Annotated in this window: 9 protein-coding genes; 1 reads left to right on the forward strand and 8 read right to left on the reverse strand. The window is 50.9% G+C overall.

The window, feature by feature from the left end; all coding sequences use genetic code 11:
• The first annotated feature begins 23 nt into the window (after nucleotides 1–23).
• Nucleotides 24–2660 carry a glycoside hydrolase family 3 protein gene (locus WFJ73_RS19930; RefSeq protein WP_336774709.1) on the forward strand — a complete coding sequence of 879 codons (2637 nt, stop codon included), beginning with the start codon at nucleotides 24–26 and terminating at the stop codon, nucleotides 2658–2660.
• Between the two features lie 127 nt (nucleotides 2661–2787).
• Here WFJ73_RS19930 and WFJ73_RS19935 read toward each other — a convergent pair whose 3' ends face one another.
• From WFJ73_RS19935 to WFJ73_RS19970, 8 genes are all read right to left on the reverse strand, one after another.
• The gene (locus tag WFJ73_RS19935) at nucleotides 2788–3756 is read right to left on the reverse strand and encodes a Gfo/Idh/MocA family protein (RefSeq protein WP_336774710.1); all 969 of its coding nucleotides are present in this window, start codon (nucleotides 3754–3756) and stop codon (nucleotides 2788–2790) included.
• 158 nt (nucleotides 3757–3914) lie between these two features.
• Entirely contained in the window at nucleotides 3915–9854 is a 5940-nt protein-coding gene (locus tag WFJ73_RS19940) for an S-layer homology domain-containing protein (RefSeq protein ID WP_336774711.1), read from the reverse strand.
• Between the two features lie 139 nt (nucleotides 9855–9993).
• Nucleotides 9994–11565, reverse strand: a complete 1572-nt coding sequence (locus tag WFJ73_RS19945; RefSeq protein WP_336774712.1) for an extracellular solute-binding protein — start codon at nucleotides 11563–11565, stop codon at nucleotides 9994–9996.
• Between the two features lie 56 nt (nucleotides 11566–11621).
• Complete coding sequence (locus WFJ73_RS19950; protein WP_336774713.1) at nucleotides 11622–12506, reverse strand: carbohydrate ABC transporter permease; 885 nt, start codon at nucleotides 12504–12506, stop codon at nucleotides 11622–11624.
• 17 nt (nucleotides 12507–12523) lie between these two features.
• The gene (locus WFJ73_RS19955; RefSeq protein WP_336774714.1) at nucleotides 12524–13447 is read right to left on the reverse strand and encodes an ABC transporter permease; all 924 of its coding nucleotides are present in this window, start codon (nucleotides 13445–13447) and stop codon (nucleotides 12524–12526) included.
• A 373-nt stretch (nucleotides 13448–13820) separates the two neighbouring features.
• Nucleotides 13821–14450 (reverse strand): hypothetical protein, encoded by a 630-nt coding sequence (locus WFJ73_RS19960; protein ID WP_336774715.1) that lies wholly within the window; start codon nucleotides 14448–14450, stop codon nucleotides 13821–13823.
• Between the two features lie 18 nt (nucleotides 14451–14468).
• Entirely contained in the window at nucleotides 14469–14891 is a 423-nt protein-coding gene (locus WFJ73_RS19965; protein WP_336774716.1) for a hypothetical protein, read from the reverse strand.
• Nucleotides 14892–14905: 14 nt separating this feature from the next.
• Nucleotides 14906–18250, reverse strand: coding sequence for an AAA family ATPase (locus WFJ73_RS19970; protein WP_336774717.1), 3345 nt, complete (start codon nucleotides 18248–18250; stop codon nucleotides 14906–14908).
• Nucleotides 18251–18307 lie beyond the last annotated feature (57 nt).

Below are 18307 nucleotides of genomic sequence, written 5' to 3' on the forward strand. Positions count from 1 at the left end.
TCAAGTATCAGGAGGAATGCGAAATGGTTAACACCAATGTGGCTCTGTACAAAAAGGCGGATGCTCCGATTGAGCAGCGCGTGGAAGATTTATTGGGAAGAATGACGATGAAGGAGAAGGTCCGCCAGCTGGATCAATATTTCGGCGCTTCCTTTATGAGTGCTACTCACCCGCATATGATTACCGTTATGGCTGACGATGCGGTAGCGAACTGGGATAAGGTAAAAGAGGTGGTTGGCGAGGACGGCATTGGCTGTCTCCATGATTTATACGGCACGGCCGAGGCCAATAACCAGCTGCAGCGTTATGCGGTGGAAGAAACACGGCTTGGCATCCCGATTCTGTTCAGCGAAGAGGCGCTTCATGGCCTGCTGAGGCCGGGCTTTACGGTATATCCGCATGCGATCACCATGGCTTCCACCTGGAACCCGAAGGTAGTGAAAGAGATTGGTCAACAGATCGCGGCCGAATCGCGCAGCGTCGGCATTCACGAAACGTTTGGACCGGTGCTGGATCTGGCCCGCGAGCCGCGCTGGGGACGCGTGGAAGAGACGTTTGGCGAGGATACGCATCTGGCGAGCCGCATGGCGGTTGCGATGATCAAAGGGCTTCAAGGCGATGATCTAACTGCGAATACCAGCATCATTGCGGAGCCGAAACATTTTGCCGTACACGGGATTCCGGAATCCGGACTAAACCACTCTCCCGCATCGATTGGCCTTAACGATATGCATGCCTACCACCTTCCGGTCTTTGAAGCGGCTTTTGTGGAGGCTGGCGCGGTTAATGCGATGTGCTCCTATAACTCGATCGACGGTGTTCCTTGCTCCGCGGACTACAGCCTGCTGACGGAAGTGCTGCGCGGACAGTGGAATATGCCGGGCTTTGTCCGTTCCGACCTTGGAGCTATCGCCCGCCTGCAGCATGCTCATTTTACGGCTGATTCGGAAAAGGAAGCGATTCGCCAGGCGCTTGTCGCCGGTACGGATATGCAATATTATGACTATCCGCATGAACTCTACCAACAGTCCATTATCGAAATGGTAGAGGGCGGAGAATTGGACGCGGCGGTGGTGGATCAAGCCGTCTCCCGCGTATTGAAGGTGAAGTTCATGCTTGGCTTGTTCGAGAACCCTTATTCGGATCCGGAGCTTTCCAAGCGCGTAATCCGCCGTAAGGAGCATGGACAGACGGCGCTTCAGACGGCGCGGGAAGGGATTGTTTTGCTGAAAAACGAGTCTGAAGCTCTTCCGCTCAGTAAATCGTTGTCCAGTATAGCGGTTATCGGACCTAGCGCGGCTGAAGTCCGGCTTGGCGACTACACGCCTTATATCGAAGGCTTTGAGCCGGTTACTCTGCTCGAGGGCATTAAACGAGCTGTTTCCCCCGAGACGAAGGTGCTGTATGCCAAGGGTACGGGCATTCTGGCCGATGAGCTGGAAGCCATTCCGGCGGACTGCCTCTATGACGGCAGCGGCAATCCGGGACTCGTAGGCGAATACTTCAATAATCCGGAGCTGCAAGGCGAGCCTGTGCTGAGCAAGCTGGACCGGAACATCAACTTCAACTGGGTTATTACGAAGCCGGATCAAAGCGTTAACACGATGGGCTTCTCCGTCCGGTGGACAGGCAAGCTTGTTCCAAAGCATAGCTTCAGCGGCTATATCGGAACGATTAGTCAGGACAGCATGCGCTTCTGGCTGGACGGCGAGCTGCTTGTAGATGGCTGGGGCAAGGATAAGAGCGCCAAGCGCAGCGTGCCGGTCAAGCTGGAAGCCGGTCGCGAATACGATATCCGCGTAGAATATTGCAAGGATACAAACGGCGTCGAAATCGTGCTTGGCTGGAATCATAACACGATTGGCATTCAAGATGCGGTAGTCGTCGCGGCTCAGGCCGATGTCGCTGTTGTCGCGCTTGGCGATTCCGAGCGCACCTGCGGGGAAGGTATTGACCGGAACAGCCTGGATTTGCCGGGCGACCAGCTAAAGCTGCTGAAGGCGGTGTACGAGACGGGAACACCGGTCATTCTCATTCTTCAGAACGGACGTCCAATCACGTTGGAATGGGAATCGGAACATATTCCGGCTATTATCGAAGCCTGGTATCCTGGCGAGCAAGGCGGCAACGCAATCGCCGAGGTGCTGTTCGGCGATTACAACCCGGCTGGCCGTCTGCCGATCTCTTTCCCGCGGACCATCGGGCAGATTCCGGTCTACTATAACCGCCGCCGCGGCGGGCAGAAGCATTATGTCGGCGGCAATAACGAGCCGCTCTATCCCTTTGGCCACGGCCTGAGCTATACCACCTTCCGATACGATAATCTTCGTTTGGAATCGGCAGAGATCGGTGTGGATGATAGTATCGCCGTGACGTTTGACGTAACCAATACAGGGGATCGTGCGGGCGACGAGGTCGTTCAGCTCTATGTCAACGACGTGTTCAGCTCGGTCGCGCGTCCGGAGAAAGAGCTTCGGCATTTCAAGCGGCTCCACCTGCAAACCGGAGAAACGGCAACCGTTGAGTTTACGCTGACCCCTCGCGACCTCCGCGTTCTCGGCCGCGACCTGCAGTGGACCGTCGAGCCCGGCACCTTCCGCGCCTTGATCGGCCCAAGCTCCAGTAACCTCGCCCTGGTGGGTGAGTTTGAGGTGAAGTAAGCCTTACGCCCCCAGACCGAGAACGTGGACCTCTGTCAGGCGGTTTTCAGCCTTTCAGTAAACAAGGAAAGGCCCCTCCGCAAACAATAGCAAAGGGTTGCCTCGATAACGGGGCAACCCTTTGTTATTATCTCTTCAGCGGGTCGTAACCCGCTGCTTGATAGATCATTTCGCTCAAGCTCACGACCTTGAGTGCGAACTCGCCCGGGACAAGTACTTCGTGGCGGCCAAAGATGGCGTCGATGAAGCTTTTGTCCTGGTTCGTGGTTTGCTCCGGAAGCTCCGGTACGATTGGCTCCTCGTTCAAACGGCGAAGCGTAATTTTGCCGTTGTCATAGTAGATACCGCCGTCGTCCCCGCAGAACGCAAACGTCTCGTTCCAGCCGGGGGCATAGCCAGCAAAGTTCAAGCCCGCAAGCACCCCTTCCGCAAAGCGGATGGAAGTGAAGCTGTCGATCTCAACCGCCGCCCCATGGTTCTGAAGCTGGGACTTCACTTCCACCGGAGTCATTCCGGTCGTCCATAGCAGCACGTCGATAATATGGCTGCCGGAGTCCATTAGGAATCCGCCGCCGGAGAGTGATGGAACCTGCCTCCATGTGCCTTCCGTAAGCTGGTACCACTCTTGGCTAAGTGAAGCGGTTACAGAGGTCAGCCTGCCGATCTCGCCGCTTGCAATCGCATCCCTAATATACAGGAATTCCGGCTGAAAATGCCGCTGATACGACACCTGCATCACTTTCCCCGACTCTTCCGCCTTCTGGATAAGCTGCTCCGCTTCAGCCGACGAACAAGTCATCGGCTTCTCTATAAGCACATGAAGTCCTCTATCCAGCGCATCGTAGGCTTGTCTGAAATGAAGCGTATGCGGCGAACAAATCACAACCGCATCCAGCTCGCCTTGCTCAAGCATTTCCTCATAGGCGGAGAACTGCCGGGCATCCTGCAAACCAAATTTTTCAGCAAAAGCAATGCGATTGCCTTCGCTTGTATCCGATAGAGCGGTAATTTGCACCTCCGGGAGCTCCAGCAGCTGCTTGGCATGCCAGCCGGCAATACCTCCCGTTCCAATAAAACCAATTCGAATGTTGCTCATCCCATATAGCCTCCCAACATGAATAGCCATTCCAGTGTCTGTATTTCGATAAAATACTACTTGTCTAGCTTATTGGTGCAAAGGCATGTTTAGTACGCTAATAATACGCCAAAAAGGAGCCGGATTCCTGCTCAGAATCCGGCTCCCCTCAAGGTAAATTATCGATTATATATCCTGTAGAACAATGCAGCTGCTTCCGCCCGCGTCAATTGGCCTTTTGGCTCCAGCAGTCCGTCATGACCCTGCAAGAGTCCCGCTTTTACAAGCGCGCTTATGCTGCTCTTCGCGTAAGCCGAAATCTCGCCGGTATCGGTAAATCCAACAAGCACATCATCATAGCCGGCTGGAAGACCAGCCTTCGCAGCGGCAAGAGCACGTTCGATAAACGTTGCCGCTTCCTCTCTCGTAATCGGAGCTTCCGGATTAAACCGGTTGCCGCCGGCACCGTTCGTAATACCAAGAGCCTTGGCTGTGCCTACCGCAATGGCATAATAACGATTCGAGCTCACGTCAGCAAAGCTGCCCGGAGTGTCCGTTGAAAATCCAAACGTATCGACGAGCAGCTTCACGAAATCCCCCCGCTTAATCGATGCGCCAGGAGCATAAGACGTATCGGATAGGCCGTTAATGATTCCCTTCGCCGCAAGCACCTCGATCGCTTCTTTCGCCCATGCGTAGCCGTTCAGATCGCCAAACGATTTTTGCACGAAAGCAACCGCGTATTGGCTAAAATGCTTTGTCGTAAATACGATGCTTCCGGCCGCTTCCTTATACTGTCCGCTAGGTATAGGGAACGGCTTGCCGCTTCCGTCGATATACCAGACGGTCAGCTTTTTGGCATCGGCTTTTTCGGCAGCCGAAGGGGTATACGGAATGGATACCGTCACCGGCGATTGGCTGTTAAGCCAGTCAATGGTCTGACCGGCAGACTGGATCGATAAATCTACGACCGGACGGTCGCCAAGCTTCTTCTTCAGCTGCTCGCCCCAACCGCTGGTATTCGCGCTGCCAATGCTGATTGTAACCGTCTGGCCAAGCTTACCCGCATCCGGCTTCAGCATATCGCTGGAGAGCAGAATCGTCCCTGTCGGAGTTACCAGTTCGATTTGCTTATCCGGCGACTGCTGGTTCACATAGCTTGAAGGAAGCTCCAATGAGTAGCCATTTGCGCCAGCTGCGCTAGGAATCACCACGGTGACCTTTTTCTTGCCGTCCTGACCAGCCGTTGCTTTCGAGAAGGCTTGATCCAGTAACGCAGCAGTCAGCGAAAGTTTTGCATGTTTTGAACCGGCATCAAGCGTTCCCTTGCCTTCTACTTGAACGGCTCCATTCGCTACAACCGTCACCTTCGGCTGATCCGTTTGACCAGCACCGGATCCTGAGCCATTACCCGACCCGTTACCCGGATTTGTTGTTCCGCCAAGTGCCGACAATCTTGCCGACAGTCCGGATTTCACCGTTCCTTGCGGAAGCAGGCTGACAAAGTTGGTTGCAGCGTCAATGCTTGTAATGTCCTTCGACTGTTCGGCCGCTGCTACCGCTGCTTCAGCCGATTGCTCGAGCAGACTTTCGTAATCCAAGCTCAGCAAGTAAAGATCGCCGAATTGCGTAGCATCCTTGCTTGTTCCAATCCCTTGGTTATATTCGATAAAGCCGGAACGGCCGGCGCCGTCATGTTCATTGAGCAAAATCGTCAAACCAAGCGGATCCTCTTTCGAGAAGGTATAACCTGCACCATGCAGAGCAGCGAGCGGAAGAGTAATGTCATACACCGTCTGATGAGTCGCTTCATCACGCGTAATGACGGCTTCGCCGACATTAAAGGCTCCGGAAGCTACTCCGGCAGGCGCACGCCATCTCCACTTCGAGACGGTGCCGCTGTTCGTAAGGGCAAAACCCAGCTCGTTTACGTTTTGGCTGGCGGAGCCGTCTTTTCTCGATAAATCGATACCAAGCTGCAAGCTGTCGCCTTGCCAAATATCGCCGTTCGTCCAAGTCTGGTAATGCGTATTGTCCGTAGCGCGTACCGTTACATACAGATTATCGTTATCGTATCGTACGCTTGCCTGTGCGCTCAGATCGTCCTTGCCGCCCCAAATGCCGCCTAGGCTCGAGTAATTGGTGGAGCTTGAAATATCGATATTAGGCTGCACCTGGCTGTTGTCGTCCTTGCGCGTCGCAAACGACTGAGCGGTTTTCACCTGCGTCACATAGGAATAGCCATTATCCAGGGTTACTTTGTACTTCAGAGTGTCCCCGGACAAATAAGGGAGTTTCACAAGCACGCTCTCTCCAAGCGCGATACCGTTGAAGCGAACAGGTACAAATTTGTCCTTGTAGCTGTCCGGCGCAATAACTTCGATCTTGCCCGCAAGCGGATCGGATTCCGTCATGTTGGTCAGCTTCAGGGCAAAATTCGCGTTAGCCGGGTTGCTCTCGTCGAACTCGCCTTTCACCAAATCCAGCGCAACCGGTACCAGGTTCGAACCCGTCACCTTTGTCCCCGCTTCATTGATCAGCTGCAAGCCGCCTTTAAACAGGTTGTTCGCGATAATCAGCTTCTCGATGTCCGGACCGGCATAGACATGATTGGTGTTCGGCTGCTGGAAGTAGGAATCGTACAGCGTAATGTCGCCGCGAGCCGCGTTAATGCCGCGCTGTCCGACTCTCGTAAAGTTGCTCTGCTGAATACGGACATCTCCTCCAAAAATATCAAAGGAACGCGTCGTATCTCCCCACATCGAAGAGTTGAAGAATACGGCCTTGGAATCAAAATCCTCGCCTACAACAACATACACTTTATCCGAGGAGCTCATCGACACCAGCTCGGTATTAATCAGCTTCAGACCCGCTTCACCCGCGGCATCCAGCACGGCGCCTTTCTTACTGCCGTCCGTACCGTGGCCGATCACAACGGCTTCAGGTCCAATACCGTTCTGCTCTTCAAAATGAATCCCGTATTTCGAACCGTATACAAACGTATTAAAGATCGTCTCGCTCTTCACTTCGCCAATCCGGAACGCATCCAGATTTTCCTTCTGGTAGCTCCATACCGCATCAAAGTCCTGATCCGTGGAAGGATGGTTAGGGAAATTGTTGCGCCCGTAATAATGCGGGTTGAACTGAACGTTGCGCATGAATCCGCCGTCAGCGCCTCCGCCGAGGAAAATGCCTTCCATCAGAGGAGAGCCGGCAACGTAATCAATATAATGGCCGCTCGTATCATAAGTGCCAAAATCTACGCCCTTGTAAGGGTTGATAAGGGTTGTATCAATCAGATAAACGCCGCTGCCTTTGCCTTGAACGGTCCAGGCGTAAGGCTTCACGTTCGTCCAGCTCTGCTGGTCGTAATAAACGGATAACCCTCTAAGACCCGCATCCTGCTCAAGCGAGATAAACGCAGCGCCGTCAGGGCTATTTTCCCCGTAGTTGGTGAAAAGAACCGTACCGCCGCCAATCGTATGATGCGGAACATCCCATGAGCCGCGCAGCTCTACGCCGCTGGGAACCGTAAGCGGATTATTGACGCGGTATATACCCGCCGGCAAATAAACCGTACCGCCGCCAGCCGCATCGGCATCGTCAAGCGCTTGTTGGATTTTCGCCGATACATCCGTCTCGCCGGTACTGTCTGCCTCGTAAGGGGCAGCCGTAATATCAAACAGGCTGTTGTTAGCCGGTTTCGGACGGTTCGCCAGATCAAGCGCCGCAACGGTTGGCTGCTGCTCCAGCACATATTTCGCGTCCTGATGAACGTTAACCTCTGCCGCATCGCTGTTATCGGTTACCGCGAGACTGCCGTTATGTCCGGAGTTGACCGAATTAACCGTTGCCACGCTGCCTTCCAAGAGCACATGCTTGGCAGCTTTAGAGAAAGCCGACTGACCTAGAATAAGCGAGCCGCCCTTCGCGGCAATCGCATAACCGCCGTTCTGATCATCCCAGTTCTCGAACGTACTGTTCTCGAACGACAATACGCCGCTGCCTTCATTCACAACCGCATGATGCGGCGTACCGCCAAACGTTACTTGGTTGAATTGAACGATGGAGTGGAAGCCTTCGGTTGCATAGACCGCTTTAGGTTCAACGCCTACGTTAGCTTTAAAGCTGCTGTCCGAGATTAAAAGTCCAAAATCGTTAACGCCTTCAACCTTCAGCGCCACGTTGCTGTCATGAACATTGATTTTGTAGAGCTGGGCATTAGCCGTCTCCAGGCTGCCCGTTCTTGTCGTAATCCGCATACCGTTCTTGAAATCGGCCAGGTCAATATCGGACATATACTCCCAGTCCGAGCGGCCCATGACAATCCCTTCGGTGTTACTGGTCGTATAGGCTTTCAGCTCTGCCAGCTGCGGCGAGCCTGCCAAGCCGGAGTCCGCCCAATAGGACGACGCCAGACGGATATGCTCCAGTCTTCCGATATCGGTCGTGAAGTCGAGGAAAATGCCCGTTTTCAGCACCGTACCGTACAGATTCCGTACATAATGCAGTTCGTTCCAGCTAGGACCAATCTTGATGCCGTTGTAAGAATTGACAAGCGTCACATTCTTGACCGTCATGCTGTCGCCGGAAAGCTGCTCGAACGTCCAAGGATAAGCAACCGGTGCATTCAGCGACTGCTCCGGATACCAGACGGACAAGTTCGTCACGCCGCTCACCGGCGCCAGCTGCAGGAAGCTAGGGCCGTTCTCGATGCCTTTATCGGCATAGACAGCCAGGATCGTTCCTTTTACTTCGCCACCGGCTGCATCAGGACTAATCCAGTCGCCGCGCAGCGTTACCCCTGTCGGAACAATCAGATGACTAGTCAGCTTATACGTTCCGGCCGGCGCAAAAACAACGCCGCCCCCGCGTTTGCCTGCTGCGGCAAGCGCGTCCTGGAACGCTTTGGTGTCATCCTTCACGCCGTCGCCGGCAGCGCCGAAGTCCTTCACGCTCATATCGGCGATCACGACATCATCCGTCGGATAGACCGTGTCGTACACCTTGGTCTCCGTTGAGGCATTTTGCTGCGGCTGGGTTTTTACCGATACCGAAGCGATATAGAGATCCGGATTGGCGCCAATCGCCCCCGGCCCGGATACGTGTAGGCGGAAGTCGCCGCCGTTGGTGCCGTTTGCGAACTTCGCGTCGCCAAGCTTAAACGTATGTTTTTTCCACGTATTCGTGTTCGTGTAAGTAAATTCAGGCGCATCCTTAAAGGCTGCCGACTGGGCATCGTATTGCAGCTTCATGCTGCCGCTGCCGCTGTCGTAATACTCGACTGTTACGAAAACATCCTGATCCGCGTTATCGAACAAAAAGCTGTCCGAAACGTCAAAGTAGAAATAAAGAATATTGGCGCCATGGTCGGTTGGGCTGATCGTCTGGTTCGTTTTCCAGTACGTCTTCCCGCCAATCTCGCCTGTCAAAAGATTCTCCGCAGCGCCATCGCCAGGATGGGCTGTAATGCCATGCGATACCGGGGTTGCGCCAAGCGTAATGCTGGCTTCCGGAGTGGCCGATTCTTTAAGCGTCTTTTTGACCGTCACGCTTGCTAGCTTCAAGTCCGGATTCTGCTCGCCGTTAATCCCGCCGCCTTCAATGGCGATCCGGAAGTCGGAACCGTTCGTACGGTTGGCGAATTTGGCGTCGCTCAGATTAAAGGTGTAGTCCTTCCATGTCTTCGTATCGCCGTAAGTAAACTTTGCGCTGTCCTTGAAAGCAGCCGACTGCGCATCGTATTGCAGCAGGAAGCTGCCGTTTCCTTCATCGAAGTAGCGAAGGGTTACGTCAACATCGTAATCCGCGCTGTCGAATAAGTAATCGTCGCTCACGTTCATATACAGATAGGTGGTGCCTTCTGCTTTATTCGTCTGCCAATAAGGCGTGTCTGCTTCCGTACCCGTTAGAAGCCCGTCTCCGTTATCGCCCGCTCTGCCGGAGATACCACTCTCCAGCGGTGTCTCTCCAAGCGTAACCGACGCCGTATCCGGAACATCGTCCGCCGCATTAACGCTAGGCAACCCGATAAAACCAACAGAAGAGAAAATCATCAGCATGACTAGCATTTTCGCCATTCCGGCACGTGCTCTTGTCCAATTTCGGTTCGTAATCACAATCAAACCTCCAGTTTGCAGATGTTATTTGAGTGTTGTATCCGCTTACAAGGCCGAGAAAAAGAGAAGCCTCCCATAGGTGTCATCAGGCTGGCTTCTCTTGTTTGTCTGTGCGATAGGTTAGCTGATTGCTGCTGGATTACTTCTTGTTCGCAAGAAATGCGTCGATCTGTTTTTGAGTCTCCGTGATGATGGTATCCAGACCGTTTTTCTTCTGTGCTTCGATGTAGTCGTTAACCGCTTTGTCTACATCTTTAACTACGCCGAATTCGATTGGTCTGCTCAGTTCGTCGCTTGCCGCATCGCGTTTCGCCACTTCGTTCTTCATCGTGTCTTCCGCTAGGAACAGACCGTCGATTGGCGAGTTGACGTTGTTAGGCTCGCTTGCGAACTTCGCTTCGTTCTCCCAGAAGCCCGGTCCGTAAGTCATCGTAGGACGCATGAATTGCGGCTTCCAGAACGCCCATTGGCCTCCCCACTCCATGTAATTGCTTGTTGTTGTATCCATGCCTTCCGGATATTCGGCCGTGTCGCCGTTCAGGACATAGGTTTTGCCTTCGATACCGTATTGCACAAGGTCATACAAGGTTTTGTCCGTCTCGATCATGTCGAGGAAGCGGAGCACGCGGTCGGCGTTTTTGGAGTTGCGGTTGATCGCAACAACGTTAGCCAGCGCGGTACGGTTAATGAACTTTTTGTCCGGATAGAACTCGGAAGACGTCAGCTTGTAGGACGGATCGGAGAAGCCAGGGTTAGCTTCCACCCATTCGTGGGAAGTTACGGTTACAAGCTTCTTGCCGTTTCTCCACTCGGCTGCTTCATCCGTTTTGTCGATCATCGCATCGCGGTTGATCAGATTTTCGTCATACCATACTTTCGCCAGCTTGGACGCCTCCAGGTAGAAAGGCTGCTGCTCGACCGGTTGTACTTTTACGGCCGGATCATTCAGATAGAAGCCAAGACCGTGGAAGTTCAGGTCAACCCACTCGTCGCGAATCATATAGATGGACAGCGGAGTTGTGCGGTTGATTCTTTCGTTCGGGTAAGCTTCCTTCATCTGTCGGAGCAATTTGTCCATATCCTCGATGGTTTTGACGGAGCCTTCCGGAATATCCAGACCCGCTTTCTCCGTCAGGTCGGAGCGCCAAGCGACAAATTTGCGTTCATTCATCTTCATCGTCCATGGCAGGCCCACGATGTTGCCGTTAACGGTAGCCGCGCCAAGCGTGCCTTGCTCCTGGTATTTCTTGTACAGGTTAGGCGCGTATTCCGGCAGCAGATCGTTCAGCGTCATGTAAGAGCCTTTTGCCGCCATTTGCTTGTAGGACAACCAATCGCCGTCAAAGTTCATATCCCATTTGTCGCCGGAAGCGGCCATAACGAGCATTTTATCTTTGAAGTCGCCAAACGGAATGAAGTTGATATCGAATTTAACGTTAAGTCCTTTTTCTTTCACGTAATCGCTGACTTTGGACCATACTTCGTCCGTAGCCGCTTTTTTATCGCCGCCGAAGTAGAACTTCAGCGTCACTTCTTTTTCCGGCTCCGTGCTTTCGGTTGCTGTGCTTTCCTTAGGAGTGTTCCCGCCGCTGCTGCTATTGCTAGGCGTGTTTTTGTTGCCGTTATTAGAGCTGCTGCATGCCGACAGCATTAAGCTAAGCGACATCGTAGTAGCGAGAGCTAACGACATAATGCGGACCTTCTTCTTCATCCTGACCTCTCCCTTATGCTTATGATTTATATACTACACGGCGTTAGCCGATATAGTCATCCTTTTACTGCGCCTACCATGAGGCCTTTGACGAAATAACGTTGCAGGAACGGATACAGGAAAACAATTGGGCCGATCGTAACAACGGTAAGCGCCATCTTGATCGATTCCGACGGAATTTGCGCCGATATGCGCTGCATCGCCGAAGCATTGCTCGAGCTCTTAAGAAACTCAACATTGGATACCAATGTTCTCAGCAGCAGCTGCAGGGGCTGGAGCTCCTGCTTGTCGACGAACATAAGGCCGAGGAACCAGTCGTTCCAGTAGCTCAAGGCGACGAACAATCCAACGGTTGCCAGTACGGGTAGCGACAGCGGCATGATCAGGCGGTAGAAAATTTTGAATTCCCCCGCTCCGTCCATTTTCGCCGACTCGTTAATCTCCTCGGGAATCGAATTCATGAAGTTGCGGATCAGAAACATATTAAACGCGTTGGCGAGCATCGGTAGAATCAGTGCCCAGAGCGTGTCTTTCAGATTCAGATAATGTACGCAGATGATATACCAAGGTACCAGACCGCCGTTGAACAGCATCGTAATGATGACGTAGACGGATAAAATATTCCGGTACTTGAAGGAACGTCTTGCCATAACGTAAGCGCCCATGCTGGTAACGAATACGGACAGGATCGTTCCGGCTACCGTAACGAGAATACTGATGCCGTAAGCATCGATAATCCGGTTGGAGCCGAGGAGCAGGATCCGGTAGGAGTCAAACGTAACGTGCTTCGGCCATATCGTGTAACCGTAATTGATAATGTCGTTTTCTGTGCTTAGCGAGCCCGATATAACCATGATGAACGGGAAGAGGCAGGACAAGCTGAACAAGGAAATGACGAGAACGATGAGTGATTGCGAGATTGAGAATCTTTTTGCGGGCATATCGTGTTTCCTCCTTTCTAGAAGATGGCCGAATCTTTATCGATTTTGCGTGCTGCATAGTTGCTCGCGATAACCAGGACAAACGCGATCATCGACTGCAGGAACCCTGCCGCGGAAGCCATGCCGATATCGCCGGATTTGCGCAAGCTGCGATACACGAACGTATCGATAACGTCTGTTGTCGGGAACAGCAGGGAAGCATCGCCAACCATCGCGTAAAACATCCCGAAGTCCGCATTCATAATTCTTCCCACGGCGAGCAGCGTTAATATTATGATCGTTGGACGCAGCATCGGAAGGCTGATGTAACGGATCTGCTGCCACCTTGTCGCTCCGTCGATCGAAGCCGCTTCATAATAAGAGTTATCGACGGAGGTCAGTGCCGCCAGGTAGATGATCGTGCCGTAACCCGTTGCCTTCCACCTGATTGCGATGGTGAGAATGATCGGCCATAAGCCCGCCTCGCTGTAAAAATCGATTGGCTTGAGGCCAATGGTCGTAAGGAAATGATTAATTGCGCCGCTCTCGAAGTCGAGCAGGTTGTAGGCGAATACGCCAACGACGATCCAGGAGATAAAGAACGGCAGGAACGTCAAGGACTGCGATACCCGTTTGAAATATTTGTTCCTGACCTCGTTCAGCAGAAGCGCGAATCCAACCTCGAAAATGAGGCCCACGGTGATAAACAGCGCATTCAGCAGAATCGTGTTTCTCACGGCCCGAAACGCGGTGTCCGAGGAGAACAGGTAATCAAAGTTATCGAGCAGCGGATGCATCCAGTTGCTGCCGAAGATGCCTTTGGTAAAATCGAAATCCTTGAAGGCGATTACAAGTCCGGCCAGCGGCAGGTAGTTGAACAAAAATAGGAGTACCGCTACAGGGAGGAACATAAGCAGTAAGGTGCGATTTTTAAACAATTCCCGAATGACTCCATTTTTCATAGCGTTTTCCCTTCTCTCTTGTGATAGTTTTATTGTAGATTTGAGGGAAATCGAAAACCATGAGTGGATCTTATCCTTTATAGTTTGGGATTAAACAAAGCCGAACCGGAGGTGGTTTTTTGCGCTGAAGGTGAAGGGGGATAGCCAATCTGCGCTTGCGCTCTTCAGTGACATACCCTACCTCCCTACCTCCTTATCTGGCTTATCACAGGCCCTTTCAGACAGCAAAAAGCCGCCCGAAAGGACGGCTTTGTTTGTGTGGGTGGGGCCGGGGATTGTACATTATTTTTTCAGCTCGCTTAAACGAATAAAAATGACCCCGGGATTACTCACCAGGGTCATTCTTAACAGCTTATGAAAATGAATTAACACATTAAGGAATAGTCAGATTATAAGTGTTAGCTGAACCCTCTGGTGCTATATTAAAATAGGAGTTATTGCTTGCTGCTCCCGGAAACTTAATGCCGTAGGTAATGCCTCCCACACCATCTTTGACGCCCACAATCTCGACCTTGCTTGGTATCGGGATTTCCAGCGGTACCGGAGTATTCATAATGCCGATATTGCTTGCAACAACAACACCATTCACTTTTACCGTTACGACATCGCCATCCTCGCTTGCGAAATCCCAAATGAGAACGCGGCTGGAAGTTTTTCCTTGTTTTATTTTGATATCAAAATCTCTAGCAGTTAAATCTACGCCTTCATCCTTAGAAATCAAAGTTGTACCGGCAGGCATCCCTTTGCCGATACCATTAGAGACTACGTCTTGCATACTGTAGTTTTTTGTTGAACCTAAGAATAATGCACCCACAAAAGTGATTAATGCCGTAATGCCAATCCAGAAATAATGTTTTTTGGCCCAGTGTGGTTTCCGTGGTTCTATGGTTTCGTATTCAAGATCGGAATTGGATCGTTGCGAATCGCGTTGCTCCGTATCGGGCTGTCGAATATTATTTAAATTATTGCTGTTCTCCTGCCTATTGCGTCTATTAATTTCCATAAGTTCCCCCTAATAAGGCTATGTCTCTTCCCTCTGAACAATCGGTACTTTCCAATACAACAAGGACATCAGTAATCGTAAGACAACAAAGGTAGTAAGAGCCAAGGCGATAGCCATTCCTTTAGAGTAAAGCCCCTCATCCGCCCATTTGTTTAAGAAGACGATACCTGCATTAATGGCTATCCCGGTGTAAATACACATATGAAGCAGGGGCAGCAGAATCGTAATTTTACGATACGGTTTTCCCAAGAAACGGCTTCGTGTTGCTATAAAGGCTAGTAAAGATACAAAACTGATTATCATAAAATTCACTTGTATATCTGGTATTTCATATTTTAATATGTTCATCGCATCTTCATATGACATAATGGGCATTAGAAGCATATATAAAATCATTATTATCATGATGGGATGGAATACTATCGCTATCAACCATTTCAAGTTATTTTCGCCCCCTACTCTACAAAGTCTTTAGCTGTAATTGTAGATAATTCCTCAGCTGTCGCATCAACCTTGGTGCTTAATCGCAATGCATGATTTCTTATTGACTTCTCAACTAAATTCCGTACCAAACGTCCATTTCCGGCGCTTTGATTCCCCTGATATTCCTCCAGGATGTCGCGCAGCTTACTCTCAGCTTCCTCTTGCATGACGTAGCCTTGTGATCTAACCATGTTTTGAGAAATTTGAACGAGTTCGTCTAATGAATAGTCCGGGAACGTAATAATATTAGGAAACCTTGATCGTAGTCCGGCATTCTGGTCGAGAAATCTCTCCATGTCCTGATCGTATCCGGCCAGAATGACTAAGAGTCTATCCCGATAATCATCCATCGCCTTTACAAGCGTATCAATGGCTTCCTTGCCGAACTGATCCCCTTCCGCCAACGCGTACGCTTCATCCACGAAGAGCACCCCGCCAAGAGCGCTTTCGATGACTTCTTTCGTCTTAAGGGCTGTTTGGCCAACATATCCGGCGACTAATCCCGAGCGATCAGTCTCTATAAGAGTATCCGATTTAATTACTCCAAGTTCCCTTAATCGGCGGGCCAGGATGCGGGCAATCGTCGTCTTGCCTGTACCCGGATTGCCTTTGAATATCATGTGAAGCGTTTGGGCGGCTGCCTTCTGAAGCCCGAGCTCTTGTCTTCGCTTGGCTACTTCAATTTGTGCGGACAGGCTGCGGACAAACTCTTTAACCGATGCTAATCCTACCACTTCATCCAACGTGCTTAGAGCATTCGTTGAATTGCCAGCAGGATTAGTTTCCACTAATATGCCAAAATCTTCTGCAAGAAGTTCATTAAGCTTATCCGATGCAATTTCCGGATGCTCCGCCAGCCGTTCTGCCTGTTGACGAATTGCCGCTTCCAATGTATTGCGGACAAGACGGCCGTTGCCTCCATCCTTCTTTCCGGGAATTTGCTTCCTATCGTAATAATGACGTAATAACTGGCTCACATTGGGATCCATTACAAAGCCTCGGGATTTTATCATTATTGAAGCGATGCGCTCCATCTCGTCGGCTGTATAATCGGGAAATTCTATTTGCAGCGGAAAACGAGAGGAAATCCCGGGATTAACCCGAACGAAATCTTGCATATCTTCTGTATAACCCGCTAATATTACGACAAGATTATCCTTATGCAGTTCAATCAGACGAACAAGAGTATCGATGGCTTCTTTCCCAAACCCCCCGCCTTGAACACCGTCTTGCGCTAGGGCATAAGCCTCATCAATAAACAAAACGCCGCCAAGCGCTGATTCTACCACAATCTTGGTTTTGTTTGCCGTTTGGCCCACATACTCCGCTACTAAATCTGAGCGATCGACCTCAACAAGATGGCCTTTCTTTAAATATCCCATTGATTGAAGCATGCGGGCGAGCAATCTGGCCATTGTTGTCTTGCCTGTACCCGGATTACCGGAAAAAATCATATTAATCGTTTGCCCCGTGTCGACATGAATGCCTGCTTCTTTGCGTCTCCGGTCAACAACCAGCTGTTTCTCCAACGCCCGGATGAACGCCTTGACCTTTTCCATGCCAACAATGGCCGCAAGTTCATTCTCAATATTAAATGATTCCTTCTCGCCGATTCCAAAATCATCCCCGATAAGAAGCTGCAGATTAGCTTCGCCTGTTTTGCTTATACGAGTAGACTGCTTGCGAACGGCCTCCTCGAAAAGATTGCGGACCAAGCGGCCATTGCCGCTGTCGTTGCGGCCGGGAATTTGTCTTTGCCCGAACAGCTCCAAGAGTCCCTCATTTGCGTTCTGATCAATCTCGAAGCCGTTCGACTTAGCTATGCGAAGGAGAATATCCAGCATATCATCCGGCTTATAATCCGGGAACTCAACGATAAACGGAAATCTTGAACGCAGCCCCGGGTTTGCTCGCAAGAAGGTTTCCATTTCTTGCGTATAGCCGGCAATGACAACAACGAGATTATCGCGGTGATCTTCCATCGCTTTAACTATCGTATCAATGGCTTCAAGGCCAAATGAATCACTGTCGTTACGTGCCAGAGTGTAGGCTTCGTCAATAAACAAAACGCCGCCTATTGCTTCGTTAATTTTGGCCATTGTCTTTGGAGCGGTTGAACCCAAATATTGACCCACAAGATCCTGTCTTGCAACCTCTACCAGCTGACCGTGGGACAATAAGCCCATTGCTTTCAGAATACGCGCAACCAAGCGGGCGACCGTCGTTTTGCCTGTTCCCGGATTACCGGTGAATACCATATGCAGCGCCATGGCTACAGCATGATGGCCTTCCCGCGACCTGAGCCGGTTGACTTGCACAGTCTCCAGCAATTCCTTCACGAATTGCTTTACCGACTCCAATCCGGTTAACTGTTGAAGCTCTTGCAGGACTTCATCAACGGATTCCGAGCGGTCAAATGACTGTAACTTGATCGGAACCTCAATTTGACGCGTTTCTACCGAAAATACACCATTCTCAAACTTGATTCTGACTTTGTCGTTCCTGCGGATCTCATTTCTTGCACGCAAGCTTGTCACCACTGGCATAAGCTCATTGTCTATCCAATATTGAACAGCCTCGCCAAACGTTTTGTTCATCGCGGCCATCTCTGCTAACGCATCAATTACAGAAGAAGAAACGGAAACCGATACTTCTGCTTGCTCCGATAATTTCTCTACGGCTTTATTAATTAGAGATTCCGTAATTCGCTCTAGAGACTGATGATCTAGAGGCAGAGAAATGACGGCAGTCCTGATGCTGTGCAAAACGGGTACAGGTATTTGTCCGGCTATATCAGACGGAATCTGATTGCCATTCTCGCGTTTAGTAATTGGATAATCCATATAAAAGACCAGAAAAAAATTGGCTGCGTTAATACGCACCCCTTCTTTAATGCGAAAGCTTCCCTCAGATGCAAGCTGTGCAACTAAGTTAATAATAGAAGCATTTGCCTCATTGAAACCACGGAATATAACCGTACCTTCCCCTTCCGCAAAAGCACTGGACATATCGGTAATGAAATTACCCGAGATTTCGTCCTCTTCATACCGGCTTAGATCGATTTCCACCGCTTGCTGCTTAGGACTCAGCCTGTGCGGATGCATGGCTCTAACCAACTGGTCGAGTATCGTCTTTTTGCCAGTGCCTGCATTTCCCGCCAACAGAATCACATTACGGGCTTGTCCTTTGCGTTCATTGATATATCCTTGCTTATAAGCGGCGATCAACTCCGTGATTAAGGATTCTTGTCCAAATACCCTGCTGTTGATCTCCGACTCTATGGATTGGAAAATTTTCTCGATTTGACGAGTGCTCACTTCGAATGTTTCAACATTTGAAGTAGCTGCAGAATAACTATTCGCTGTTACGGAGTT

This window comes from Paenibacillus sp. MMO-58 (assembly GCF_037146255.1).
Lineage (GTDB): Bacteria > Bacillota > Bacilli > Paenibacillales > Paenibacillaceae > Pristimantibacillus.

What these genes read in the sequence shown, in the direction of transcription:
- WFJ73_RS19930 (WP_336774709.1), top strand. Translation starts at nt 24, where the DNA reads ATGGTTAACACCAATGTGGCTCTGTACAAAAAGGCGGATGCTCCGATT.
- WFJ73_RS19935 (WP_336774710.1), bottom strand. Translation starts at nt 3,756, where the DNA reads ATGAGCAACATTCGAATTGGTTTTATTGGAACGGGAGGTATTGCCGGC.
- WFJ73_RS19945 (WP_336774712.1), bottom strand. Translation starts at nt 11,565, where the DNA reads ATGAAGAAGAAGGTCCGCATTATGTCGTTAGCTCTCGCTACTACGATG.
- WFJ73_RS19950 (WP_336774713.1), bottom strand. Translation starts at nt 12,506, where the DNA reads ATGCCCGCAAAAAGATTCTCAATCTCGCAATCACTCATCGTTCTCGTC.
- WFJ73_RS19955 (WP_336774714.1), bottom strand. Translation starts at nt 13,447, where the DNA reads ATGAAAAATGGAGTCATTCGGGAATTGTTTAAAAATCGCACCTTACTG.
- WFJ73_RS19960 (WP_336774715.1), bottom strand. Translation starts at nt 14,450, where the DNA reads ATGGAAATTAATAGACGCAATAGGCAGGAGAACAGCAATAATTTAAAT.